21 protein-coding genes are annotated in these 19338 nt (G+C 59.9%); 9 read left to right on the plus strand and 12 right to left on the minus strand.

Annotated elements, in window-relative coordinates; genetic code table 11:
- The 4 genes from QWI18_RS15240 (at position 1) to QWI18_RS15255 (ending at position 2048) form a co-directional block, all read left to right on the plus strand.
- Positions 1-339, plus strand: a complete 339-nt coding sequence (locus QWI18_RS15240) for an ATP-binding cassette domain-containing protein (RefSeq protein WP_369319185.1) — start codon at positions 1-3, stop codon at positions 337-339.
- Positions 270-647 (plus strand): hypothetical protein, encoded by a 378-nt coding sequence (locus QWI18_RS15245; RefSeq protein WP_369319208.1) that lies wholly within the window; start codon positions 270-272, stop codon positions 645-647. Before QWI18_RS15240 ends, QWI18_RS15245 begins: the two co-directional genes overlap by 70 nt.
- A 687-nt stretch (positions 648-1334) precedes the next feature.
- Positions 1335-1523, plus strand: coding sequence for a hypothetical protein (locus tag QWI18_RS15250; protein WP_065991257.1), 189 nt, complete (start codon positions 1335-1337; stop codon positions 1521-1523).
- A 6-nt stretch (positions 1524-1529) separates the two neighbouring features.
- The gene (locus tag QWI18_RS15255) at positions 1530-2048 is read left to right on the plus strand and encodes a hypothetical protein (RefSeq protein ID WP_065991256.1); all 519 of its coding nucleotides are present in this window, start codon (positions 1530-1532) and stop codon (positions 2046-2048) included.
- A gap of 35 nt (positions 2049-2083) precedes the next feature.
- Here the strand turns inward: QWI18_RS15255 and QWI18_RS15260 are convergent, their stop codons facing one another.
- The 6 genes from QWI18_RS15260 to QWI18_RS15285 all read right to left on the minus strand — a co-directional run bounded on the left by QWI18_RS15260 (position 2084) and on the right by QWI18_RS15285 (position 9891).
- The gene (locus QWI18_RS15260; RefSeq protein WP_369319186.1) at positions 2084-2887 is read right to left on the minus strand and encodes an electron transfer flavoprotein subunit beta; all 804 of its coding nucleotides are present in this window, start codon (positions 2885-2887) and stop codon (positions 2084-2086) included.
- On the minus strand, positions 2877-4097 hold the full coding sequence (locus QWI18_RS15265) for an electron transfer flavoprotein subunit alpha/FixB family protein (RefSeq protein ID WP_369319187.1): 1221 nt from the start codon (positions 4095-4097) through the stop codon (positions 2877-2879). The genes QWI18_RS15260 and QWI18_RS15265 overlap by 11 nt, the downstream gene beginning before the upstream one ends.
- Positions 4097-6058, minus strand: a complete 1962-nt coding sequence (gene dgcB, locus QWI18_RS15270; protein WP_369319188.1) for a dimethylglycine demethylation protein DgcB — start codon at positions 6056-6058, stop codon at positions 4097-4099. Before dgcB ends, QWI18_RS15265 begins: the two co-directional genes overlap by 1 nt.
- A 161-nt stretch (positions 6059-6219) precedes the next feature.
- The gene (gene dgcA, locus QWI18_RS15275; protein WP_192135014.1) at positions 6220-8280 is read right to left on the minus strand and encodes a dimethylglycine demethylation protein DgcA; all 2061 of its coding nucleotides are present in this window, start codon (positions 8278-8280) and stop codon (positions 6220-6222) included.
- A 15-nt stretch (positions 8281-8295) separates the two neighbouring features.
- Positions 8296-8826: a 4-vinyl reductase gene (locus QWI18_RS15280; protein ID WP_192135016.1), complete on the minus strand. Its 531-nt coding sequence runs from the start codon at positions 8824-8826 to the stop codon at positions 8296-8298.
- Between the two features lie 87 nt (positions 8827-8913).
- Positions 8914-9891: a dipeptidase gene (locus tag QWI18_RS15285; protein WP_074886739.1), complete on the minus strand. Its 978-nt coding sequence runs from the start codon at positions 9889-9891 to the stop codon at positions 8914-8916.
- A 228-nt stretch (positions 9892-10119) separates the two neighbouring features.
- Here QWI18_RS15285 and QWI18_RS15290 point away from each other — a divergent pair, with 228 nt between their 5' ends.
- A complete protein-coding gene (locus QWI18_RS15290; RefSeq protein ID WP_192135020.1) occupies positions 10120-10524 on the plus strand; it encodes a lysozyme inhibitor LprI family protein in 405 nt (134 codons plus the stop codon).
- A gap of 47 nt (positions 10525-10571) precedes the next feature.
- Positions 10572-10991 (plus strand): DUF3010 family protein, encoded by a 420-nt coding sequence (locus QWI18_RS15295; RefSeq protein ID WP_369319189.1) that lies wholly within the window; start codon positions 10572-10574, stop codon positions 10989-10991.
- 241 nt (positions 10992-11232) lie between these two features.
- Here the strand turns inward: QWI18_RS15295 and QWI18_RS15300 are convergent, their stop codons facing one another.
- Entirely contained in the window at positions 11233-12189 is a 957-nt protein-coding gene (locus tag QWI18_RS15300; RefSeq protein WP_192135024.1) for a GlxA family transcriptional regulator, read from the minus strand.
- Between the two features lie 249 nt (positions 12190-12438).
- Here QWI18_RS15300 and QWI18_RS15305 point away from each other — a divergent pair, with 249 nt between their 5' ends.
- From QWI18_RS15305 to QWI18_RS15315, 3 genes are all read left to right on the plus strand, one after another.
- Complete coding sequence (locus tag QWI18_RS15305; protein ID WP_065991245.1) at positions 12439-13326, plus strand: 3-keto-5-aminohexanoate cleavage protein; 888 nt, start codon at positions 12439-12441, stop codon at positions 13324-13326.
- Positions 13327-13464: 138 nt separating this feature from the next.
- On the plus strand, positions 13465-14430 hold the full coding sequence (locus QWI18_RS15310; RefSeq protein ID WP_369319190.1) for an L-carnitine dehydrogenase: 966 nt from the start codon (positions 13465-13467) through the stop codon (positions 14428-14430).
- Positions 14431-14655: 225 nt separating this feature from the next.
- A complete protein-coding gene (locus QWI18_RS15315; protein WP_369319191.1) occupies positions 14656-15144 on the plus strand; it encodes a thioesterase family protein in 489 nt (162 codons plus the stop codon).
- 75 nt (positions 15145-15219) lie between these two features.
- Here the strand turns inward: QWI18_RS15315 and fba are convergent, their stop codons facing one another.
- From fba to epd, 5 genes are all read right to left on the minus strand, one after another.
- A complete protein-coding gene (fba, locus tag QWI18_RS15320; RefSeq protein WP_065991242.1) occupies positions 15220-16284 on the minus strand; it encodes a class II fructose-bisphosphate aldolase in 1065 nt (354 codons plus the stop codon).
- 121 nt (positions 16285-16405) lie between these two features.
- Positions 16406-16729, minus strand: a complete 324-nt coding sequence (locus QWI18_RS15325) for an MliC family protein (protein ID WP_369319192.1) — start codon at positions 16727-16729, stop codon at positions 16406-16408.
- 110 nt (positions 16730-16839) lie between these two features.
- Positions 16840-17067 (minus strand): hypothetical protein, encoded by a 228-nt coding sequence (locus QWI18_RS15330; RefSeq protein ID WP_065991240.1) that lies wholly within the window; start codon positions 17065-17067, stop codon positions 16840-16842.
- Between the two features lie 24 nt (positions 17068-17091).
- Positions 17092-18255 (minus strand): phosphoglycerate kinase, encoded by a 1164-nt coding sequence (locus tag QWI18_RS15335; protein ID WP_369319193.1) that lies wholly within the window; start codon positions 18253-18255, stop codon positions 17092-17094.
- Between the two features lie 19 nt (positions 18256-18274).
- Positions 18275-19321 carry an erythrose-4-phosphate dehydrogenase gene (gene epd / locus QWI18_RS15340; protein ID WP_369319194.1) on the minus strand — a complete coding sequence of 349 codons (1047 nt, stop codon included), beginning with the start codon at positions 19319-19321 and terminating at the stop codon, positions 18275-18277.
- Positions 19322-19338: the final 17 nt, after the last annotated feature.

Genomic DNA, 19338 nt, shown 5'->3' on the forward strand with positions numbered 1-19338 from the left:
TTGGTCGCAGTTGCTCAGGTAACGAACTGTAAGCTGCATTTCACGCCTGACCAATCCGTTGCGATCATCGGGCCCAGTGGTGCCGGCAAAAGCACGCTTTTAGACACGATGGCCGGAACGCTGAAAACACTCCGGCACGCCCTTTCCATAAATGGCAGGACATTACGAGGGTGCGACATTCAGACGTATCTGGATCGGGTTCGCTACTGTCCTCAAGACCCAGTGTTTCTTGAAGGCACATTCAAACACTCTGTGCTCTTTGATCACCCATGTCAGACCACCTCCCCCGAATCCTTGACGATCTTGGCGTGGCACACCTGGCCGCCTACCGGTCAATAGCTGAAGGCGCAGTAAACATTTCCGGAGGCGAAGCAAAGCGACTTTCACTGCTCCGGCTGATAAATCGCCCTGGAGATTTCAACTTGTTCGACGAGCCAACATCGGCTCTGGATCAGGAGACCGCCCAGGGTGTGTGGAGCACTCTGTTCGAGCACTTCCATAAAAGGGGGCTGGTGTGCGCTACCCACGACATGACTGCGCTGTCCCGTTTCGATCGTGTGATTGTGTTGAAAAACGGCGAGGTCATTGCAGACGGCCCCTGGAGCGAATTGCAAAACGAAGGGGTCGTTGCGCAGGCGCTGGCGTAGATACGAGTTTGCTGAATCGGACAATGACACTCTCCTACCTGCCTGCCGAATGAGGAGATTTACAACGCCATCAGGGTTGAAGATTTGGAGATATTCGCGCGACTGAATACTGCCCCGACTGTATTCAGCGCAAGTGGCTGATCACTTTTTGAGCAGATTGCTCAACCTACCGGATTCAGGGGCTCAAGCCTAACCGCGAACATGTTATCCACAGAAGCGCCAACAGCATATGTGCGTAAGTATGCCCAGCGCTGTGGACAAGCGTGGAATACGCTTGATAACGATGCCCAGAGAGACAAAAGGGCGCGCCAGAGGCATTATTGGTTAAAATCTGACCGCCACTCCAGAGACCACGGATTACGTGGCCTACAGGGGATCACGAACATCTTATCCACACGCCCGCACACAGAGAATGTGGGTAAGAACAAGGACCGCGAGGCCTGGCGTGTGGAAAAAACCTATAAGAATCCGCGGGATAGAGCGATCAAAAATTGACCACCTGCTTGAAAGCCATAGAGAACAAGGTCTGTAGCAATGGCCGAACAGTTTATCCACAGGCGGATCAACAGCGATTGTGGGTATATGCACATGGACGTTTGGGCCGGTACGTTTAGGAAGCGTCTGACATCAATGCCCCGGACGGCTCGCTACACTCAGCGCAAATCACCGGCGGCAAGGAGCACACTCATGCATCACTGGACACCGTTCTCACGCAAAGTCGTCATCGAGGCGAACAACAGGCTATCCAAACGTAAGCAAGGAGCCTCGTTCGCTCTGCCCAAAGAATTATTGGGCATTATCAGCTTTAAACCTAAGACTACGGAAGAAATCAGGGAAGCATTCCGATCGGCCTCCCGCAGGCTCCGGCAGGAGTGATTTCACATGATCGAAGAGCGCTACAACTACATCTTCAGCGAGTTAGTGAACGATGAGGACGACATACTCGGCCAACTGGCGTACTCGGTGTATAAACGGCAAAAAATCGAGTATATCCACGCGTTTAAAGAGAGGAACGGTACTGATCCGCTAGATTGCGATCTCGTTGCGTTCCACGACATCAGCAACAGCAGCTCGCAAATTGAAGCCTATCGAACCCAAGCGACCCGGCTGGCGACAAACTTCCTGGAGTCCTCACTGAGCACCGAAACGGAAGAGCTGGCAGCGTTTTACTCTTCAAGAGCCGCCAACGACATCCGCATGGCGCGGCCAGGGTTCTGGAAGGGGGCTGCGCAGAGCCTCGTTGGCTCGGGCTTGTTCACTTTACTTGTTGGGTGCCTCGTTTTCTTTGCATGGAGTTTGAAACAGGGACCACGTCAGGTTATTGAGCAGGTTTTCGACGTTGTGATTGTAGATGCAGATTCCAGAAGTCGAAAAATGCAGCCCGATACGCCTCAGTCGTGAACACCGAGAGGCGCCATTGTGACGCCTTTCGGTGTTCAACGAACCACCCCCTCTTCCACCAACAATTTCAAAATCGCCGCAGCCCCCTCCTGAGCAGTCACCCCTTTGAGCACCTGCCCACCGCCTCCGCTCGCTTTCGCCGTTGCGGCCTTCATGCGATCAGCGCCGCTCTTGGCTTTGATGACCTTCAAACGTTTAGGCCGTGGTTTCGCGGGCGTCAGCTCAGCGCCGGTGAACACTTCATCGATGACCACCTCGATCGCCTCCACGTCCAGCAGGCCGCGCTGCGCCGGGCCGTAGGCGCTCTGCCGAGGTTTCGGTGCCGAGTTATCCACAGTCGCGAGAAACGGCAGCCGGACCTTGAGTCGGCGGCGCTGACCTCGGGGGAGCGCCTGCAGCACCTGGGCGCTGCCGTTGCTCATGGACTCGACCTCCGCCAAGCCCACCACGAGCGGCCAGCCTAGCGTTTCAGCCAGCAAATACGGGAGCATGCCGGAACCTTCACCCGTCTCCGTCTGACTGCCGGTCAGCACCAACTGCACGCCCGACTCGCGAATGTAATCCGTGAGCCCAGGCACCGCGTCCGCGCCTGGCGGCTGAGCCAGCACGTGAAGCTCGTCCACGCCCATGCCCAGGTAGCCACGTAATGCAGGTTCTTCGGCGTCACCCGCATGTAATACGTGCAAGTTATCCCCAGCCAGTTGCAAACCCAGCTCTACGGCACGGGCATCCTGCTCAGCCCGACGCGGCCGTCCTGACGTCGGGTGCGCGCCAACGGAGACGAGGCTGATCACGTGCAGCGCACCTTTATCCACAGAGACACCCATTTCAGGCTGCATCGCGCTTCTCCCCGTTCCGGTAGGTGTCGACCGCCTCAATCAGCGCTTCGAGAATGGCAGAGCTCTCGCCGATCACTGACAGATCCGCGCGCTTGATCATGTCGCAGGTGGGGTCGAGATTGATGGCCACCACCTTGTCGCAGGCGCCAATGCCCTGTAGATGCTGGATCGCACCGGAGATCCCGACCGCCACGTATACCCGGGCGGTGACCCAGGTGCCGGATGCACCGACCTGACGATCCCGGGTCATGAAGCCATCGTCAACGGCCACTCGGGATGCGCCTTCGGTGGCGCCCAGCGCGACGGCGGTACGGTGAAACAATGACCAATCCTTGATCCCGTTGCCACCCGAAAATATGAACTCAGCTTCAGACATGGGGATAAGTGCCGGGTCGACCGAAACGGCACCGAGGTCCTCGATTCGTGACAAGCTGCGCGCGACAGCTGTGGATAACTCTACCGGCAGCGCTTCATGCCGTGTCTCACTGACGGGTTCGGCACATTCCGCTTGAGCAAGAATCAACCGGGACACGGGACGCGACAGATCCTCGGCACCAGCGCCTGCACGACCGATGCACCGTTCACCAGCGACTTGCCACACTCGTGTCGACGGTCGCTCACCCAGACTGGCCGCAAAGCGGCGTCCCAACTCTCCCCCGCCGTTTCTGCTGTCGGGCAGCAACCAGTGATGGGGGTCGAACTGGTTATCCACAGCTCGCAAACCTTGCACACGCTGCTCGGGGGAATAACCAGTGAACGCGCTGCCTTCCAGTATCAACAGACGATCGACGCCTGCAGTGTCGAACGCCGTCTCTTTGTGCTCGCCAAAAATCACCGCCAGGACGGCGCCCTCGTTGCCAGCCAGACCATGGGCCAAGCCCAGCAAGTCGCGGTCATGGCTGCTCAGACGGCCGCCGACCATGTCGGGAACGACAGCGATGTAGAAAGAGGGCTCGGCAATCAGGTGCAGCGGCAATTGCACGTCCACCGATGCCGAACGCTTGACCGCTCCACCCTGTTGCGCACCGCTTCGATCAATGCGTTTGACGCCGTTGGGACCGATAAAACCGATGCCATGCACGTTTTTACGCAGCACACCGTTGGGCCCCATCCAGCTGGCTTGAGCCGGTTGCATGGCCGCGTGCAGCGGATGCAAACGGTTACGTGCGATCCATTCGGCACGTGGGTCACGGCGGATAATGTCACTCATCAATGCGCCTCCGCAGGTTCACGTCGGGCCGCTGCCGGTTTTGCAGGCGCGGTTTCTTCAAGCAGTGCTTCAGCCACCAGCTCGGCGATGTCCTTGATCATCGGCCGTGGCTCGACCACGCCTTCAAGCATCGCGGTGCACTGTGGACAACCCACAGCCACCAGCTCGGCGCCCGTCTCGCGGATGTCATCCATGCGCATGTCCGGGATACGTTGTTTGCCAGGAATGTCGGTGATCGGCGCGCCACCGCCGCCGCCGCAGCAGCGTGAGCGGAATCCGGACCGGACCATTTCCTTGACCTCAATGCCCAGCGCACGCAGCACATCGCGCGGCGCCTGGTACTCGCCGTTGTAACGGCCGAGGTAGCACGGATCGTGATAGGTGACGCTGGCGCCTTTGTGCTGACCCAGATTCAACGCGCCGTTGACTATCAGCTCGGCCAGATACGTGCTGTGGTGCTGTACGACGTAGTGACCCCCGAACGCACCGTATTCGTTTTTCAGCACATGAAAGCTGTGGGGGTCGCAGGTGACGATGCGCTTGAAGTCGTACTGCGCCAGCGTCTGGATGTTGCGTCTGGCGAGCGTCTGGAACGTTGCTTCATCGCCCAGACGACGAGCCACATCGCCGCTGTCGCGTTCCTCCAGCCCCAGCACGGCGAAGTCGACCTTGGCCGCTTTCAGCACTTTGACGAAGGCGCGCAAGGTGCGCTGATTGCGCATGTCGAACGCGCCATCGCCGACCCAGAACAGCACGTCCACGGTTTTCTTGTGGCTCATGACGTCAAGGTTCAGGTCAGCCGCCCAGTTCATGCGTCCGCCCGGCGCGAAGCCACCTGGGTTGTCCGTTGCGATGAGGTTCTCCAGGACCTCGGCGCCTTTGTTGGGGGTGGCGCCTTTTTCGAGGGTCAGATGCCGGCGCATGTCGACGATGGCGTCAACGTGCTCGATCATCATTGGGCATTCTTCCACGCAGGCCCGGCAGGTCGTGCACGACCACAGGGTGTCGGCGTCGACCAGCCCGTTGACGATGGGTTGATGGGGGTTGCCGCCATGTTCGCCGATAGGCTTGCCCTGGCCGTCGAGGGACGGATAAGGGCTGCCGGCGAAGTTTGCATCGGTGCCGCCCGCCAGGCCGACGACCATGTCCTGAATCAGTTTTTTCGGGTTCAGCGGCTGGCCGGCAGCGAAGGCCGGGCACGCAGCTTCGCACTTGCCGCACTGCACGCACGCATCGAAACCGAGCAGCTGATTCCAGGTGAAGTCCTTGGGTTTCTCCACGCCCAGCGGCGCGGTTCTGTCCTTCAGATCGAGGGGTTTCAGCCCCGTCGAGCGGCCACCGCCAAAACGCTCGGGACGGCGATGCCAGGCCAAGTGCAGCGCGCCAGCGAAGGCGTGTTTCATCGGGCCGCCCCAAGTCATGCCGAGGAACAATTCGCAGACGCCCCACAGCACGCCGATGCCCAGAATGATCGCCAGCAACCAGCCACCGAAGTTCGCCGGCAGAACGCCCGCAACCGGCAACGTGACGATAAAGAACGAGCCCGAGAACGCCAGCAGGCTCTTCGGCAGGCGCATCCACGGGCCTTTCGACAACCGACTCGGCGGGTTGCGACGACGCAGGTACATGAAGATTGCGCCCACGAACATCACGGCCGACATCAGCAACAGCGCGTAGCCGAGGACCCGGTTATGCCAGCCAAACCCGTGAACCAGAATCGCAAGCACGATCGACGCAACCGCCCCGCCCGCCGTAGCCACGTGGGTATTGGCGATGTATTTGTCCCGGGCGACGACGTGGTGCAGATCGACCATGTAGCGCTTGGGCATGGCCAGCAACCCGCCGAGCAGATCGACCTTGGCGGCACGCCCGTTGCGCCACAGGCTCACCCGCCGCAACGCGCCAAGGACCGCAAGGCCCAGGGCAGCGAAGAGCAGGATGGGAAGAAGGGTGTTTAGCATGTGGAGCTCCCAAAGACTCAGGGTCTTGCAGGTCGGGATGCCTTACTCGATTCCTGTAGGAGTGAGCTTGCTCGCGAAGCCGGACTGACATTCAACATGGATGTCGACAGACCCGCCGCTTTCGCGAGCAAGCTCACTCCTACAGGGTTGTGTGCCGGCCGCTAGAAATCCTTGCACAGCCTGAGTGCGTCATAGATCGCCGCATGGGTATTGCGTTGAGCCACGCAGTCGCCAATGCGGAACAGCAGATACCCGTCACCCGGCTGACTCAACGACGGCTGCGGCTGAATCGCAAACAGGGCGTCGATGTCGATCTGGCCCTTGTTGCGCGAACCTTCCTTCATCCCGTAATAGAGCCCCTCGTCAGGACGAACGCCGTTCTCGACCACCACTTGATCGACCACCCGCTCCTCTTTGGCGCCGGTGTATTCGTTCTCCAGCACCGCGACCAGCTTGTCCCCTTCGCGGTAGACCTTCTCCAGCATCATGTCGCCGGTCATGATCACTTCCTTCGGGTACATGCTGCGGTAGTAAGTCGGGAACGACGTACCACCGATGGCCACGCCCGGCTTGATGTCATCTGTGACGATCTCGACCTGGCAGCCTTTGTCCGCCAGAAAGTCGGCCGTGGACATGCCGGTGAACTCGCAAATGGTGTCGTAGACCAGCACGTTCTTGCCCGGCGCGACTTTGCCGTCGAGGATGTCCCAGCTGCTGACCACCAAGCCTTCAGCGGCGCCCCAATGCTCGTTCTGCTCAATGAACGGATGACCGCCCACCGCCAGCACCACCACGTCCGGACGCAGGTCCATGATGGTCGCGATGTCCGCCGCCGTGCCCAGACGCAGATCGACTTTCAGGCGCGCCAGTTCAAGCTGAAACCAGCGCGTGATGCCGGCAATCTGATCGCGCTGCGGTGCTTTCGAGGCCGTTGTGATCTGTCCGCCGATGGCGTCTTTCTTCTCGAACAAGGTCACGTCGTGGCCACGCTCGGCCGAAACGCGCGCCGCTTCCATCCCGGCAGGCCCTGCCCCGACGATCACCACTTTGCGCTTCACGCCGGTGGTTTTTTCGATGATGTGCGGCACGCCCATGTATTCGCGGGACGTTGCGGCGTTCTGGATGCACAGCACGTCCAGGCCCTGGTACTGACGGTCGATGCAATAGTTGGCACCGACGCACTGACGGATCTGGTCGACCTGACCCATTTTGATCTTGGTGATCAGGTGCGGGTCGGCGATGTGCGCGCGGGTCATGCCGACCATGTCGACGTAACCGCCTTCAAGGATGCGCGTCGCCTGATTCGGGTCCTTGATGTTCTGCGCGTGGAGCACAGGCGCCTTGACCACTTCCTTGATGCCGGCCGCCAGATGCAGAAATGGCTCCGGTGGATAACTCATGTTCGGGATGACGTTGGCCAGGGTGTTGTGGGTATCGCATCCTGATCCGACGACACCGAGGAAGTCGATCATGCCGGTCTGGTCGTAGTACTTGGCGATCTCCTTCATGTCCTCGTGGCTGAGGCCGTCCGGGTGAAATTCGTCGCCGCAGATCCGCAGGCCGACGCAGAAGTCAGGGCCGACTTCCTTGCGCACAGCCTTGATCACTTCCAGGCCGAAGCGCATGCGGTTTTCGAAGCTGCCGCCCCACTCGTCAGTACGCTTGTTGACCCGAGGGCTCCAGAACTGATCGATCATGTGTTGATGCACTGCCGACAGCTCGACGCCGTCCAGGCCACCGGCCTTGGCACGCGCCGCCGCGCTGGCGTAATTGCCGATCACCCGCCAGATCTCTTCCGGCTCGATGGTCTTGCAGGTCGCGCGGTGTACCGGCTCGCGGATGCCCGAAGGCGACAGCAGCGTCGGCCAATGATCGCCGTCCCAGCGGGAGCGACGGCCCATGTGGGTAATCTGGATCATGATCTTGGCGCCGTGCTTGTGCATGGCGTCGGCAAGGTTCTGGAAGTGCGGAATGATCTTGTCAGTCGCCAGGTTGACCGATTTCCACCAGCCTTGCGGGCTGTCGATGGCCACGCTGGACGAGCCGCCGCAAATGGCCAGACCGATGCCGCCCTTGGCTTTCTCCTCGTAGTACTTCACGTAACGGTCGGTGGTCATACCGCCGTCGGTGGCGTAGACCTCGGCGTGCGCGGTACTCAATACGCGGTTGCGTATGGTCAATTTACCGATCTGAATCGGTTGAAACATCGCTTCGAAAGCCATGACGGAAACCTCGACTTACAACGGCTTGACGACAAACAGGCCGTCGTCGTGGCCTTCTTCGGATCCGCCGTAAACCTGCTCGGCCACGGTGCGGATTTTGCTGCCGCTGGCTTCCAGGACCTGGTCCATGGCGCCGGCAAACCAGCCGGTGAACATGTAATCGACCTTGCGCCCCACTTTGCCGTAGACGTAAACGAAGGCCGAGTGCTCAATCTTGACGCTGGCGGTGCCTTTTTCCAGATCGATGTCCTGAATCTTGAACAGCCCCCAACCGCGCTGGGACAGACGATTCATGTAGTGCTCGAACACCGCGACGCCTTCGATGCCGTGGCATTCGGCTTCTTTCTCGCACCAGTGCCAGGCGGACTTGTAGCCGGCCTTGTAGAGGATGTCGGCGTACGCTTCGGCGCCCAGTACTTCTTCGATGCCCATGTGGTTGTTGACGAAGAAATGGCGCGGCACGTACAGCATCGGCAGGGCGTCGGAGGTCCAGACACCGGTCTCGCTGTCGACTTCGATTGGCAATTGCGGGGCGATCTTGGCCATGGAAACTTAACTCCGGAAATTCGAGTGGATGCCCTCTCCGCGACGGGGAGAGGAAAAATTCAGTGCTCGGCGCGTGGGGCTGGCGGCTTATTCGCCCCAGACGTCACCCAAGATGCGTACCCAGTTTTCGCCCATGATCTTGCGCACCACGCGCTCGGAGTGGCCGCGTTTAAGCAGGGTTTCGGTGAGGTTCGGGAATTCGCCGACGGTTCGGATGCCCAGCGGGTTGATGATCTTGCCGAAGTTGGTCAAGCGGCGGGCGTAGCCTTTGTCGTGGGTCAGGTATTCGAAAAATTCCTGGCCGTGACCCTGGGTGAAGTCAGTGCCGATGCCGATGGCGTCTTCGCCGACGATGTTCATCACGTACTCGATGGCTTCGGCGTAATCGTCGATGGTCGAATCGATGCCCTTGGCCAGAAACGGCGCGAACATGGTCACGCCGACAAAGCCGCCGTGATCGGCAATGAACTTCAGCTCGGCGTCGGATTTGTTGCGGGGGTGTTCTTTGAGGCCCGAAGGCAGGCAGTGGGAGTAAGTCACTGGCTTCTTCGACTCGAGGATGACTTCCTCGGACGTCTTCGAGCCCACATGGGAGAGGTCGCACATGACGCCGACGCGGTTCATTTCCGCGACGATTTCACGACCGAAGCCCGACAGGCCGCCGTCGCGCTCGTAGCAGCCGGTGCCCACCAGATTCTGGGTGTTGTAGCACATCTGCACGATGCCCACGCCCAGCTGCTTGAAGATCTCGACGTAGCCGATCTGATCCTCGTAAGCATGGGCATTCTGGAAGCCGAACAGGATGCCGGTCTTGCCCAGTTCCTTGGCCTTGCGGATGTCAGCGGTGTTGCGCACCTGGATCACCAGGTCGCTGTTCTCACGAATCAGTTTCTGGCTGGACGCGATGCTGTTGACGGTCTGCTGAAAACCTTCCCACACCGAAACTGTGCAGTTGGCCATGGTCAGGCCGCCTTTGCGCATGTCCTCGAACAGCTCACGGTTCCATTTGGCAATGATCAACCCGTCAATGACGATGCTGTCGGCGTGTAATTCGGCTGGGCTCATCAGGCGGTCCCCTGTAGTTCTTTAATGGCCGGAAGGTCTGCCGGCGCTTTGGGGTCAGCATATGCCTGAGGGTCAGAGGAGCCGGGTGCAAAAACGACAGGGGAATTGCCGAAAGCGTCAAGAAACGACAAAGGGGGGGACGTGGTCTTTTTCCGGCCGCATTTCATACCTGTTCTTTGCCTCGCGCTTGGGCGAGAATCCAATCCATCTCTGACTCGGGAAGTCCCAATGAAAACCATGTTTCTGGCTTTGGCTTTATTCGCGACAGGTGCCCACGCTGCAGCCAATCCGGCCGCCAATCCTTGTGATGGCGTCGAAGAGGACCAACAGACCCTAGAGTGCTCGGTGTACAGCCGCGACACAGCGGAGAAGCTGCTGACCGAGAATGTGCAGAACGTGCTTGAGCGGGTGCAGACGCAGTTCGGGGCGAACAAGGCCCAGGCCGAGGAGTTCGCCACCAAACTCAAGGCGGCTCAGGAAGCCTGGAAAAAACTGCGTGACGCGGATTGCGCCGTTGAAGTGTTCCCGGCCAAGCCCGGAACTAAAGAATTCAACATCGACCAGAACGATTGCCTGACCCGCGCCAGCGACGAGCGATCGGAGTATCTGGACACCGTCGCGCAGTCTGAGTGATCCCGAATGCGCTACCCTGACGCCCTTCCCGAGCTCAAGGTATGCACATGAACATCTGCGGCGTAGAAATCAAAGGCAGCGAGGCCATCTTCGCTGTCGCCACCCGCGCGTCCGGCGCGCTCGAACACGTTCCACTGCCAATCAAGAAGATCGCCCTTAAAGACGACGATGAGGCCGCCAACGTGAAAGCGTTCGCACGCCAGATCGAGGCCTTCGTGCGTGACAACGGCATCGGTCATATCGCGATCAAAAAGCGCAGCAAGAAAGGCGAGTTCGCCGGCGGCCCGACGACGTTCAAAATCGAAACCGTCTTCCAACTGCTGGAAGACTGTGACGTCATCCTGCTGTCGCCTCAGACGATTAATGCTCAGATGAAGAAGCACAGCTTTGAGCTGCCGACAGCGCTGAACAAATATCAGCATGAGGCTTACAAGGCGGCGTGCTCGGCGTTGATGAAGACTAAGTAGAGAGGTCTGCACCCCATCGCTTGCTCGATGGTTGACCGGGGTTAAAACCGACTGTAGGACCGGCTTTAGCCGGGAAGGCGTCAGGCGCCACCACCTTAAACTGAGGGTGCTCAACCGGACCTATTCCCGGCTGAAGCCGGTCCTACTGAACGAGCCGGAGCCTGAGGAAGAAGGCGGAAGGAGCACGCCGCGCCATTTATACCCAATTATAGTCACGACTATAATTCACAATAATTGGGGTTCAGACAGCCTTCACCTCACGTGTACGCCCTCGGTCCTCCCTCGGGCACACCACAAATCTCCCCCTGTAACTGCGGGTGAAATACGATGGCGATTCAAACCCGCACGCAATACTGACTTCCAGCACGCTCATGTCGCTCTGACGCAGCAGTTGCCTCGCTTTTTCCAGCCGCAGGCCGAGGTAGAAGTTGCTCGGCGTGTCGTTCAGGTGCAGACGAAAGAGCCTCTCCAGCTGACGCCGCGTCACCTGAATCCCTTCCGCCAGTTCCAGCGTGCTCAGCGGCGGCTCGGTGTGCTGCTCCATGACGCCAATCACCTGAACCAGTTTCTTGTTATTGATGCCGTAGCGCGTGGCAATCTGCATGCGCTGGTGGTCTTTGCGCTGACGTATGCGCCCGAGAACGAACTGCTCGGAGACCTTGATCGCCATGTCAGCTCCGTGGGCCTGCCCGATGAGGTCGAGCATCATGTCGATGGAGGCCGTGCCGCCAGCCGACGTAATGCGGCGCCGATCGATCTCGAACAATTCCTGTGTTGCTTGCAGCCGGGGATAGGTTTCCTTGAAGGCGTCCAGCGCTTCCCAGTGCAGAGTCAAACGATAGCCCTCCAACAGACCGGCCTGGGCGAGGACGAAACTGCCGGTGTCGATGGCCCCGAGAGTCACGCCTTCCAGGTCCAGGCGGCGGAGCCAGTGTTCCAGCGTCCCGGTGTAAAACTTCAGCGGATCAACGCTGCCCATCACCCACAGCGTTGCGCCTTTTTTCAGGGGCTCCAGTGCGGCATCGGCGTTCACCGACATGCCGTTGCTGGCAATCACCGGACCGCCGTCGGCGCTCAGAATGTGCCAGCGAAACAGCTCGCCACCAAAGCGATTGGCGACGCGCAGCGGCTCCAGCGCCGACACGAAACCCATCATCGAAAAGCCGGGCATGAGCAGAAAGTAGAAATCCTGGGACATCGTTGGCGCGTTCCTTGGGATTTGAGCCTATGGGCGATTTGCGCGAGGCGGGGTCAAAAGCGATCGCGCTTCCCGGACCCGCTCATCAAATACACCTCTTTGCCGATCGGCAGCAACCGCACAGGTCGCTGCTGTGCAAGACCTTGTCGCCGCTGTGCGTTTTGACGGGCTCGCCGCTGCGTAGCTTTGCACCTCAAAAGCGGGCCCCAAACGTCCGCGTCACTGTCTGGCCTGCAAGGAACCTTACCCATGAATCACGACGTCATCATCACCTGCGCACTGACCGGTGCTGGCGACACGACCGGGAAAAGCCACCTGGTTCCGATCACGCCCAAGCAGATTGCCGCAGCCGCAGTCGAGGCCGCGAAGGCCGGGGCGACAGTCGTGCACTGCCATGTGCGCGATCCCGAGACCGGCAAGTTCAGCCGTGACGTCGAGCTGTACCGCGAAACCATGGACCGCATCCGTGAAGCGGACATCGACATCATCGTCAACCTGACGGCAGGCATGGGCGGCGATCTGGAAATCGGCCCGGGCGAACGTCCGACCGATTTCGGCCCCGGCACCGATCTGGTCGGGCCGCTGACCCGGCTCGCGCACGTCGAAGCGCTGCTGCCGGAAATCTGCACACTGGATTGCGGCACCCTCAACTTCGGCGATGGCGACACCATTTATGTGTCCACACCCGCGCAACTGCGGGCGGGGGCCAAGCGTATTCAAGAGCTGGGGGTGAAAGCCGAGCTGGAGATTTTTGACACCGGCCACCTGTGGTTTGCCAAGCAGATGATGAAAGAAGGCTTGCTCGACAACCCCCTGTTTCAGCTGTGCATGGGCATTCCATGGGGCGCGCCGGCGGACACCACCACGATGAAAGCCATGGTCGACAACTTGCCTGCTGACGCAGTGTGGGCCGCTTTTGGTATCGGGCGCATGCAAATGCCGATGGCTGCGCAGGCGGTATTGCTCGGCGGCAACGTGCGGGTCGGTCTGGAGGACAACATCTGGCTCGACAAAGGCGTGCTCGCCAGCAACGGCGCGCTGGTCGAGCGGGCCAGCGAGATTCTCAGCCGCCTGGGCGCTCGGGTTCTGACCCCGGCCGAGGGCCGCGTGAAGATGGGGCTGAAAAAGCGGTTTTGATCCCCACACAAATCCTACCGTGCAGGAGTGAGCTTGCTCGCGATGACGGTGTGTCAGCCACACATCCGGCACATATAAATAGCTATCGCGAGCAAACTCACTCCTACAAGGGCTTCGACACTTTCTCGAGTAACCGACATGACCTTCATCACCACCATCAAAACCTTCGCGGCCTTGGGCAGCGGTGTCATTGGCAGCGGTTGGGTGGCGCGCGCGCTGGCTCATGGCCTGGACGTCGTGGCCTGGGACCCGGCGCCGGGAGCCGAAGCAGCGCTGCGAAAACGCGTCGCCAATGCCTGGCCAGCGCTTGAGCAAAAGGGCCTGGCATCGGGCGCCTCCCAGGAACGTCTACGCTTCGTCGACACCATCGAAGAGTGTGTTCGCGACGCCGACTTCATTCAGGAAAGCGCCCCGGAGCGCCTTGACCTCAAGCTGGATCTGCACAGCAAGATCAGCGCGGCGGCCAAGCCTGACGCGATCATCGCTTCCAGCACTTCCGGCCTGCTGCCGTCGGAGTTTTACGAAAGCGCCACGCACCCGGAACGCTGCGTGGTGGGCCATCCGTTCAACCCGGTTTATCTGCTACCGCTGGTGGAAGTGGTCGGCGGCAAGAACACCGCGCCGGAAGCGGTGCAGGCAGCGATTCAGGTCTATGCATCACTGGGCATGCGACCGCTGCATGTGCGTAAAGAGGTCCCCGGTTTTATTGCGGATCGCTTGCTCGAGGCGCTGTGGCGTGAGGCCCTGCACCTGGTGAACGATGGGGTGGCGACCACCGGCGAAATTGATGACGCGATTCGTTTCGGCGCCGGCCTGCGCTGGTCATTCATGGGCACCTTTCTGACTTATACCCTGGCCGGTGGCGATGCGGGCATGCGTCACTTCATGGCGCAGTTCGGTCCGGCGTTGCAGTTGCCGTGGACCTATCTTCCGGCACCGGAGCTGACCGACAAGCTGATTGACGACGTGGTCGATGGCACCTCCGATCAGCTGGGTAGCCACAGCATTGCGGCGCTGGAGCGGTATCGCGATGACTGCCTGCTGGCGGTGCTTGAGGCGGTGAAAACCACCAAGGCCAGGCATGGAATGGCGTTTGAGGATTGATACGCCATGCGCCCCATCGTCTGAACTGACGCTTTCGCGAGCAAGGTCACTCCTACAGGGGATCGGGAAATACTGTTCTGATGAGCACCCGAAATGTTGCGGTGTGGCGCTTGCCGTCTTCCCGGCTAAAGCCGGTCCTACATTCGTTCACGCAAAACCTGTGGGAGTGAGCTTGCTCACGAATAGGCCCATTCAGCTCACCACGATTTCAGCCCTGGAACTCCTATGCCTGCGCTCATCACTTACAAAACCCCAGTCCTCGCCGATTGGGTCGACTACAACGGCCACCTGCGCGATGCCTTCTATTTGCTGATTTTCAGCTTCGCCACAGACGCTTTCATGGACCGCATCGGCCTCGCCAGGGATGACCGGGATGCAAGCGGCCACTCGCTGTTCACGCTCGAGGCGCACATCAACTTCCTGCACGAGGTGAAGCTCGGCGAGTCGGTGGAAGTGCGTACGCAAATCGTCGGACACGATGGCAAGCGGGTGCAGATCTATCACGGGCTGTACAAGGCAGACGGGGATGTCGAGCTGGCAGCGAGCGAGCAAATGCTGCTGCATGTGGATCTGGCCGCCGGACCGAAATCGGCGCCGTTCAGTGAGGCGTCGCTGCAGGCCTTGCGCCTGCTCTCGGAAGCTCAACACGATCAGCCTGAGCCAAAGTATGTCGGGCGGATCATTGCCCTGCCTGGCCGGCAACATACCGTGTAGAAGCGCAGATCACGGCCACAAAAAAGCCCGCATCGCTGCGGGCTTCTTCATTTCAGCAAATTGATCAGAAAACGATCAGTTCACTTTGGCGTTCAGCTCGCCTTTGGCATAACGTTCAAACATCTTCTCCAGGGAGATCGGCTTGATCTTGGAGGCGTTGCCGGCGGTGCCGAAGGCTTCGTAACGGGCGATGCACACGTCGCGCATGGCCGAAACGGTTTTCGCCAGGTACTTGCGTGGGTCGAACTCGCTCGGGTTTTTCGCCATGAACTCGCGGATGGCACCGGTGGACGCCAGACGCAGGTCGGTGTCGATGTTGACCTTGCGCACGCCGTGCTTGATGCCTTCAACGATTTCTTCGACCGGCACGCCGTAGGTTTCTTTAATGTCGCCGCCGTACTGGTTGATGATTTTCAGCCATTCCTGCGGAACGGAAGAAGAACCGTGCATTACCAAGTGGGTGTTCGGAATGCGCTTGTGGATCTCTTTAATGCGCTCGATCGCCAAGATGTCGCCGGTAGGCGGCTTGGTGAACTTGTACGCGCCGTGGCTGGTGCCAATGGCGATGGCCAAGGCGTCGACCTGAGTTCGTTTAACGAAATCAGCTGCTTCTTCCGGATCGGTCAGCATCTGGCTGTGATCCAGCATGCCTTCTGCGCCGACGCCGTCTTCTTCACCGGCCATGCCGGTTTCCAGCGAGCCCAGAACACCCAGCTCACCCTCAACCGACACACCGCAGGCGTGAGCCATGGCGACGGTTTCCTGGGTGACGCGTACGTTGTAGTCGTAGTCCGCAGGGCTTTTGCCGTCTTCGCGCAGAGAGCCGTCCATCATCACCGAGCTGAAGCCCAGCTGGATGGAGCGTTGGCAGATAGCAGGGCTGGTGCCGTGGTCCTGGTGCATGACCACCGGGATGTGCGGGAATTCTTCGATTGCCGCCAGGATCAGGTGGCGCAGGAACGGGGCGCCAGCGTATTTGCGCGCACCGGCGGAAGCCTGAACGATCACCGGAGAATCGGTCTTGTCGGCCGCTTCCATAATGGCGCGCATTTGTTCCAGGTTATTCACGTTGAATGCAGGGACGCCGTAACCGAATTCGGCTGCGTGGTCCAACATCTGGCGCATGCTGATAAGTGCCATTGTCTGTCTCTCTCCCGGTGGGGTCGTTAATCGTGCGTGCCGTATTGGCGGCTATTCAAATTATAGGGGTCGATTGCTCAGTCATCGCCCCGGTACAGCCTCGTTCGAACTGCCCGGCCCTTTACGGCGCCTTGCAGCCACGACCGATCAAATCGTTGGTAGCGTCCCAGTAGACCAGGCCTTCGCTGCCTTTGTTGTCAAACGCCAGCACGCCGTTACTGTAGAGCGCGCCGGAAGCTCCGGGCGACGCTTGCAGACGGAATACCTGCTCGCTCTGATTGAGGCGCACATCCACCTCCTTCTTCGCGGCATCGGCGTACTTCCAGAAAATCTCGGCTTTGCTGTCGCAGACCCAATGGGTCCAGGGGGCTACCGGTTCCGAAGCCTTCATGCTGGCGCAACCGCTCAGCAGCATCAGTGTCGCAAGGGCTAACAAGCCTTTCATTACTACTCCTGAATCCCCTGCATCGCGTGACGGATGTCGATCATGGCAGGGGCAATGCTGTTCCTGTATTCCGGCGCACCGTCAGCTGAGCATCAGTGGTCAACTGAGCATCAGTGACAGGGGACTGGTCCCACGGCAGGCATGAATTCGTATTTTTCCCAGACTTCAGGCCCGCCACGCTTGTAAACGATCGGTACGGTTTCCGCCTGCCAGCCCGCCTGATAGCAGCTGACCTGAAGCAATCCCGGCGCCGCGCTGGACGCCGTTTCCGCTTCAGGCTTGCTTGCGCAGCCGACCAGCAAACCCGCCATGATCAACAGCGGTAATGGCTTGACCATTTCACTCCCCTTCACCTTGGCCGGTCAGGCCTTGGCGCGTTGTTCCAGAACTTCCACGGCAGGCAGAACCTTGCCCTCGACGAACTCGAGGAACGCGCCGCCGCCTGTAGAGATATAGGAGATTTTGTCGCCTACACCGTATTTGTCGATGGCGGCCAAAGTGTCGCCCCCGCCGGCGATAGAAAAGGCAGAACTCTCAGCGATTGCGTGAGCCAGCGTCTTGGTGCCTTCGCCGAACTGATCGAACTCAAAAACGCCGACCGGGCCGTTCCAGAGAATAGTCTTGGAAGATTTCAGCAATTCGGCGAAGTGCGCAGCGGTCTGCGGACCGATGTCGAGGATCATGTCATCCTCGGCCACATCGGCGATCAGCTTGACGGTGGCTTCGGCATCGGCGGCGAATTGCTTGGCAACCACCACGTCGACCGGCAGCGGCACGCTGACCTTGGCGGCGATAGCTTTGGCAGTCTCAAGCAGGTCCGGCTCGTACAAGGATTTGCCTACCGGATGACCTGCCGCTGCCAGGAAGGTATTGGCGATGCCACCCCCGACGATCAGCTGATTGCACTTCTGGCTCAAGCTGTTGAGCACGTCCAGTTTGGTGGAAACCTTGGATCCGGCAACGATGGCGGCCATTGGCTGGGCCGGATTGCCCAGGGCCTTGCCCAGTGCGTCCAGCTCGGCAGCCAGCAAAGGGCCTGCGGCAGCGACTTTGGCGAACTTGGCCACGCCGTGGGTCGAGCCCTCTGCACGGTGGGCGGTGCCGAAGGCGTCCATCACGAACACATCACACAAAGCGGCGTACTTCTGCGCCAGCTCGTCAGCGTTCTTCTTTTCGCCCGTGTTGAAGCGCACGTTCTCGAACAGCACGATATCGCCCGCCTTGACGTCGACACCGTTCAGGTATTCCGCCACCAGCGGCACTTCACGCCCGAGCGCCTTGCTCAGGTAGTCAGCGACCGGCTTGAGGCTGTTCTCGGCGGAAAACTCACCCTCGGTGGGGCGACCCAGGTGCGAGCAGACCATGACGGCTGCGCCTTTCTCCAGCGCCAGCTTGATGGTGGGCAACGACGCGAGAATGCGGGCATCGCTGGTCACCACGCCGTCTTTGACCGGAACGTTGAGGTCTTCGCGGATCAGTACGCGCTTACCTTGCAGATCGAGGTCGGTCATCTTCAACACGGTCATGAGGCATTCCCTGTTTTTACTATTGTTTATGGATGGTGTGCAGGTAGTGATCGGCGACGTCCAGCATGCGATTGGCAAAACCCCACTCGTTGTCGAACCAGGCCAGGATGTTCACCAGCCGAGGGCCCGAGACCCGCGTCTGGCTGGCATCGATGATGGCCGAGTGCGGGTCGTGGTTGAAATCGCAGCTGGCATGGGGCAATTCGGTATACGCCAGCAGCCCCTTCAGCGGGCCGCGGTTAGCGGCCTCACGCAGGATACGGTTGACCTCGACAGCATCGGTATCACGAGCGACCTGCAGCGTGATGTCCAGGCACGAGACGTTCACCGTCGGCACACGAACTGCTTTGGCCTGAATTCGGCCGGCAAGTTCCGGAAGCAGCCGCTCGATGCCCCGCGCCAGACCAGTGGACACCGGGATGATCGACTGAAAGGCCGAGCGCGTACGGCGCAAGTCTTCATGATGATAGGCGTCGATGACCGGCTGATCGTTCATCGCCGAGTGAATCGTGGTGATGGTCACGTATTCGAGGCCCAGCTCGCGGTTCAGCAGGTCGAGTAATGGCACGCTGCAGTTGGTGGTGCACGACGCGGCAGACACCAGTTGCTCATCGCCCGTCAGGGTTTCCTGATTGATGCCGTAGACGATGGTGGCGTCGACGTCGGCTTCGCTGGCCATGGGCTGGGAAAAAAGCACTCGCGGCGCGCGGGCCGAAAGAAAGCGATCGCCATCGGCACGCGTGTTGTAGACGCCGGAGCATTCGAGCACGAGATCCACGTCGAGCGTGCCCCAGTCGATGCCTTCCGGCGTCGCGCTGCGAAACACTTTGATGACGTGATCGTTGATGTGCAGAAAATCGCCTTCGACCCGCACTTCGCCGGGGAACCGGCCATGTGTGGAGTCAAAGCGCGTGAGGTATTCGAGACTGGCCATGTCGGCCAGGTCGTTGATTGCCACCACTTCAAAGCCCGCCTTCGCACCTCGCTCGCACAGCGCGCGCAGCACGCAGCGGCCGATGCGACCGTAACCATTGAGGGCGACTTTATATGGGCGAGGCTGAGGCATGGGGCTCTCAAAATCTT

The sequence above is a fragment of the Pseudomonas sp. W2Oct36 genome (genome assembly GCF_041060465.1).
Taxonomy (GTDB): Bacteria; Pseudomonadota; Gammaproteobacteria; order Pseudomonadales; family Pseudomonadaceae; genus Aquipseudomonas; species Aquipseudomonas graminis_B.

Bases quoted from the DNA above. Each gene is read 5' to 3' on its own strand.
- QWI18_RS15245 (WP_369319208.1), top strand. From the start codon at position 270: ATGTCAGACCACCTCCCCCGAATCCTTGACGATCTTGGCGTGGCACAC.
- QWI18_RS15250 (WP_065991257.1), top strand. From the start codon at position 1,335: ATGCATCACTGGACACCGTTCTCACGCAAAGTCGTCATCGAGGCGAAC.
- QWI18_RS15255 (WP_065991256.1), top strand. From the start codon at position 1,530: ATGATCGAAGAGCGCTACAACTACATCTTCAGCGAGTTAGTGAACGAT.
- QWI18_RS15260 (WP_369319186.1), bottom strand. From the start codon at position 2,887: ATGCAGCCTGAAATGGGTGTCTCTGTGGATAAAGGTGCGCTGCACGTG.
- QWI18_RS15265 (WP_369319187.1), bottom strand. From the start codon at position 4,097: ATGAGTGACATTATCCGCCGTGACCCACGTGCCGAATGGATCGCACGT.
- dgcB (WP_369319188.1), bottom strand. From the start codon at position 6,058: ATGCTAAACACCCTTCTTCCCATCCTGCTCTTCGCTGCCCTGGGCCTT.
- dgcA (WP_192135014.1), bottom strand. From the start codon at position 8,280: ATGGCTTTCGAAGCGATGTTTCAACCGATTCAGATCGGTAAATTGACC.
- QWI18_RS15280 (WP_192135016.1), bottom strand. From the start codon at position 8,826: ATGGCCAAGATCGCCCCGCAATTGCCAATCGAAGTCGACAGCGAGACC.
- QWI18_RS15285 (WP_074886739.1), bottom strand. From the start codon at position 9,891: ATGAGCCCAGCCGAATTACACGCCGACAGCATCGTCATTGACGGGTTG.
- QWI18_RS15290 (WP_192135020.1), top strand. From the start codon at position 10,120: ATGAAAACCATGTTTCTGGCTTTGGCTTTATTCGCGACAGGTGCCCAC.
- QWI18_RS15295 (WP_369319189.1), top strand. From the start codon at position 10,572: ATGAACATCTGCGGCGTAGAAATCAAAGGCAGCGAGGCCATCTTCGCT.
- QWI18_RS15300 (WP_192135024.1), bottom strand. From the start codon at position 12,189: ATGTCCCAGGATTTCTACTTTCTGCTCATGCCCGGCTTTTCGATGATG.
- QWI18_RS15305 (WP_065991245.1), top strand. From the start codon at position 12,439: ATGAATCACGACGTCATCATCACCTGCGCACTGACCGGTGCTGGCGAC.
- QWI18_RS15310 (WP_369319190.1), top strand. From the start codon at position 13,465: ATGACCTTCATCACCACCATCAAAACCTTCGCGGCCTTGGGCAGCGGT.
- QWI18_RS15315 (WP_369319191.1), top strand. From the start codon at position 14,656: ATGCCTGCGCTCATCACTTACAAAACCCCAGTCCTCGCCGATTGGGTC.
- fba (WP_065991242.1), bottom strand. From the start codon at position 16,284: ATGGCACTTATCAGCATGCGCCAGATGTTGGACCACGCAGCCGAATTC.
- QWI18_RS15325 (WP_369319192.1), bottom strand. From the start codon at position 16,729: ATGAAAGGCTTGTTAGCCCTTGCGACACTGATGCTGCTGAGCGGTTGC.
- QWI18_RS15330 (WP_065991240.1), bottom strand. From the start codon at position 17,067: ATGGTCAAGCCATTACCGCTGTTGATCATGGCGGGTTTGCTGGTCGGC.
- QWI18_RS15335 (WP_369319193.1), bottom strand. From the start codon at position 18,255: ATGACCGTGTTGAAGATGACCGACCTCGATCTGCAAGGTAAGCGCGTA.
- epd (WP_369319194.1), bottom strand. From the start codon at position 19,321: ATGCCTCAGCCTCGCCCATATAAAGTCGCCCTCAATGGTTACGGTCGC.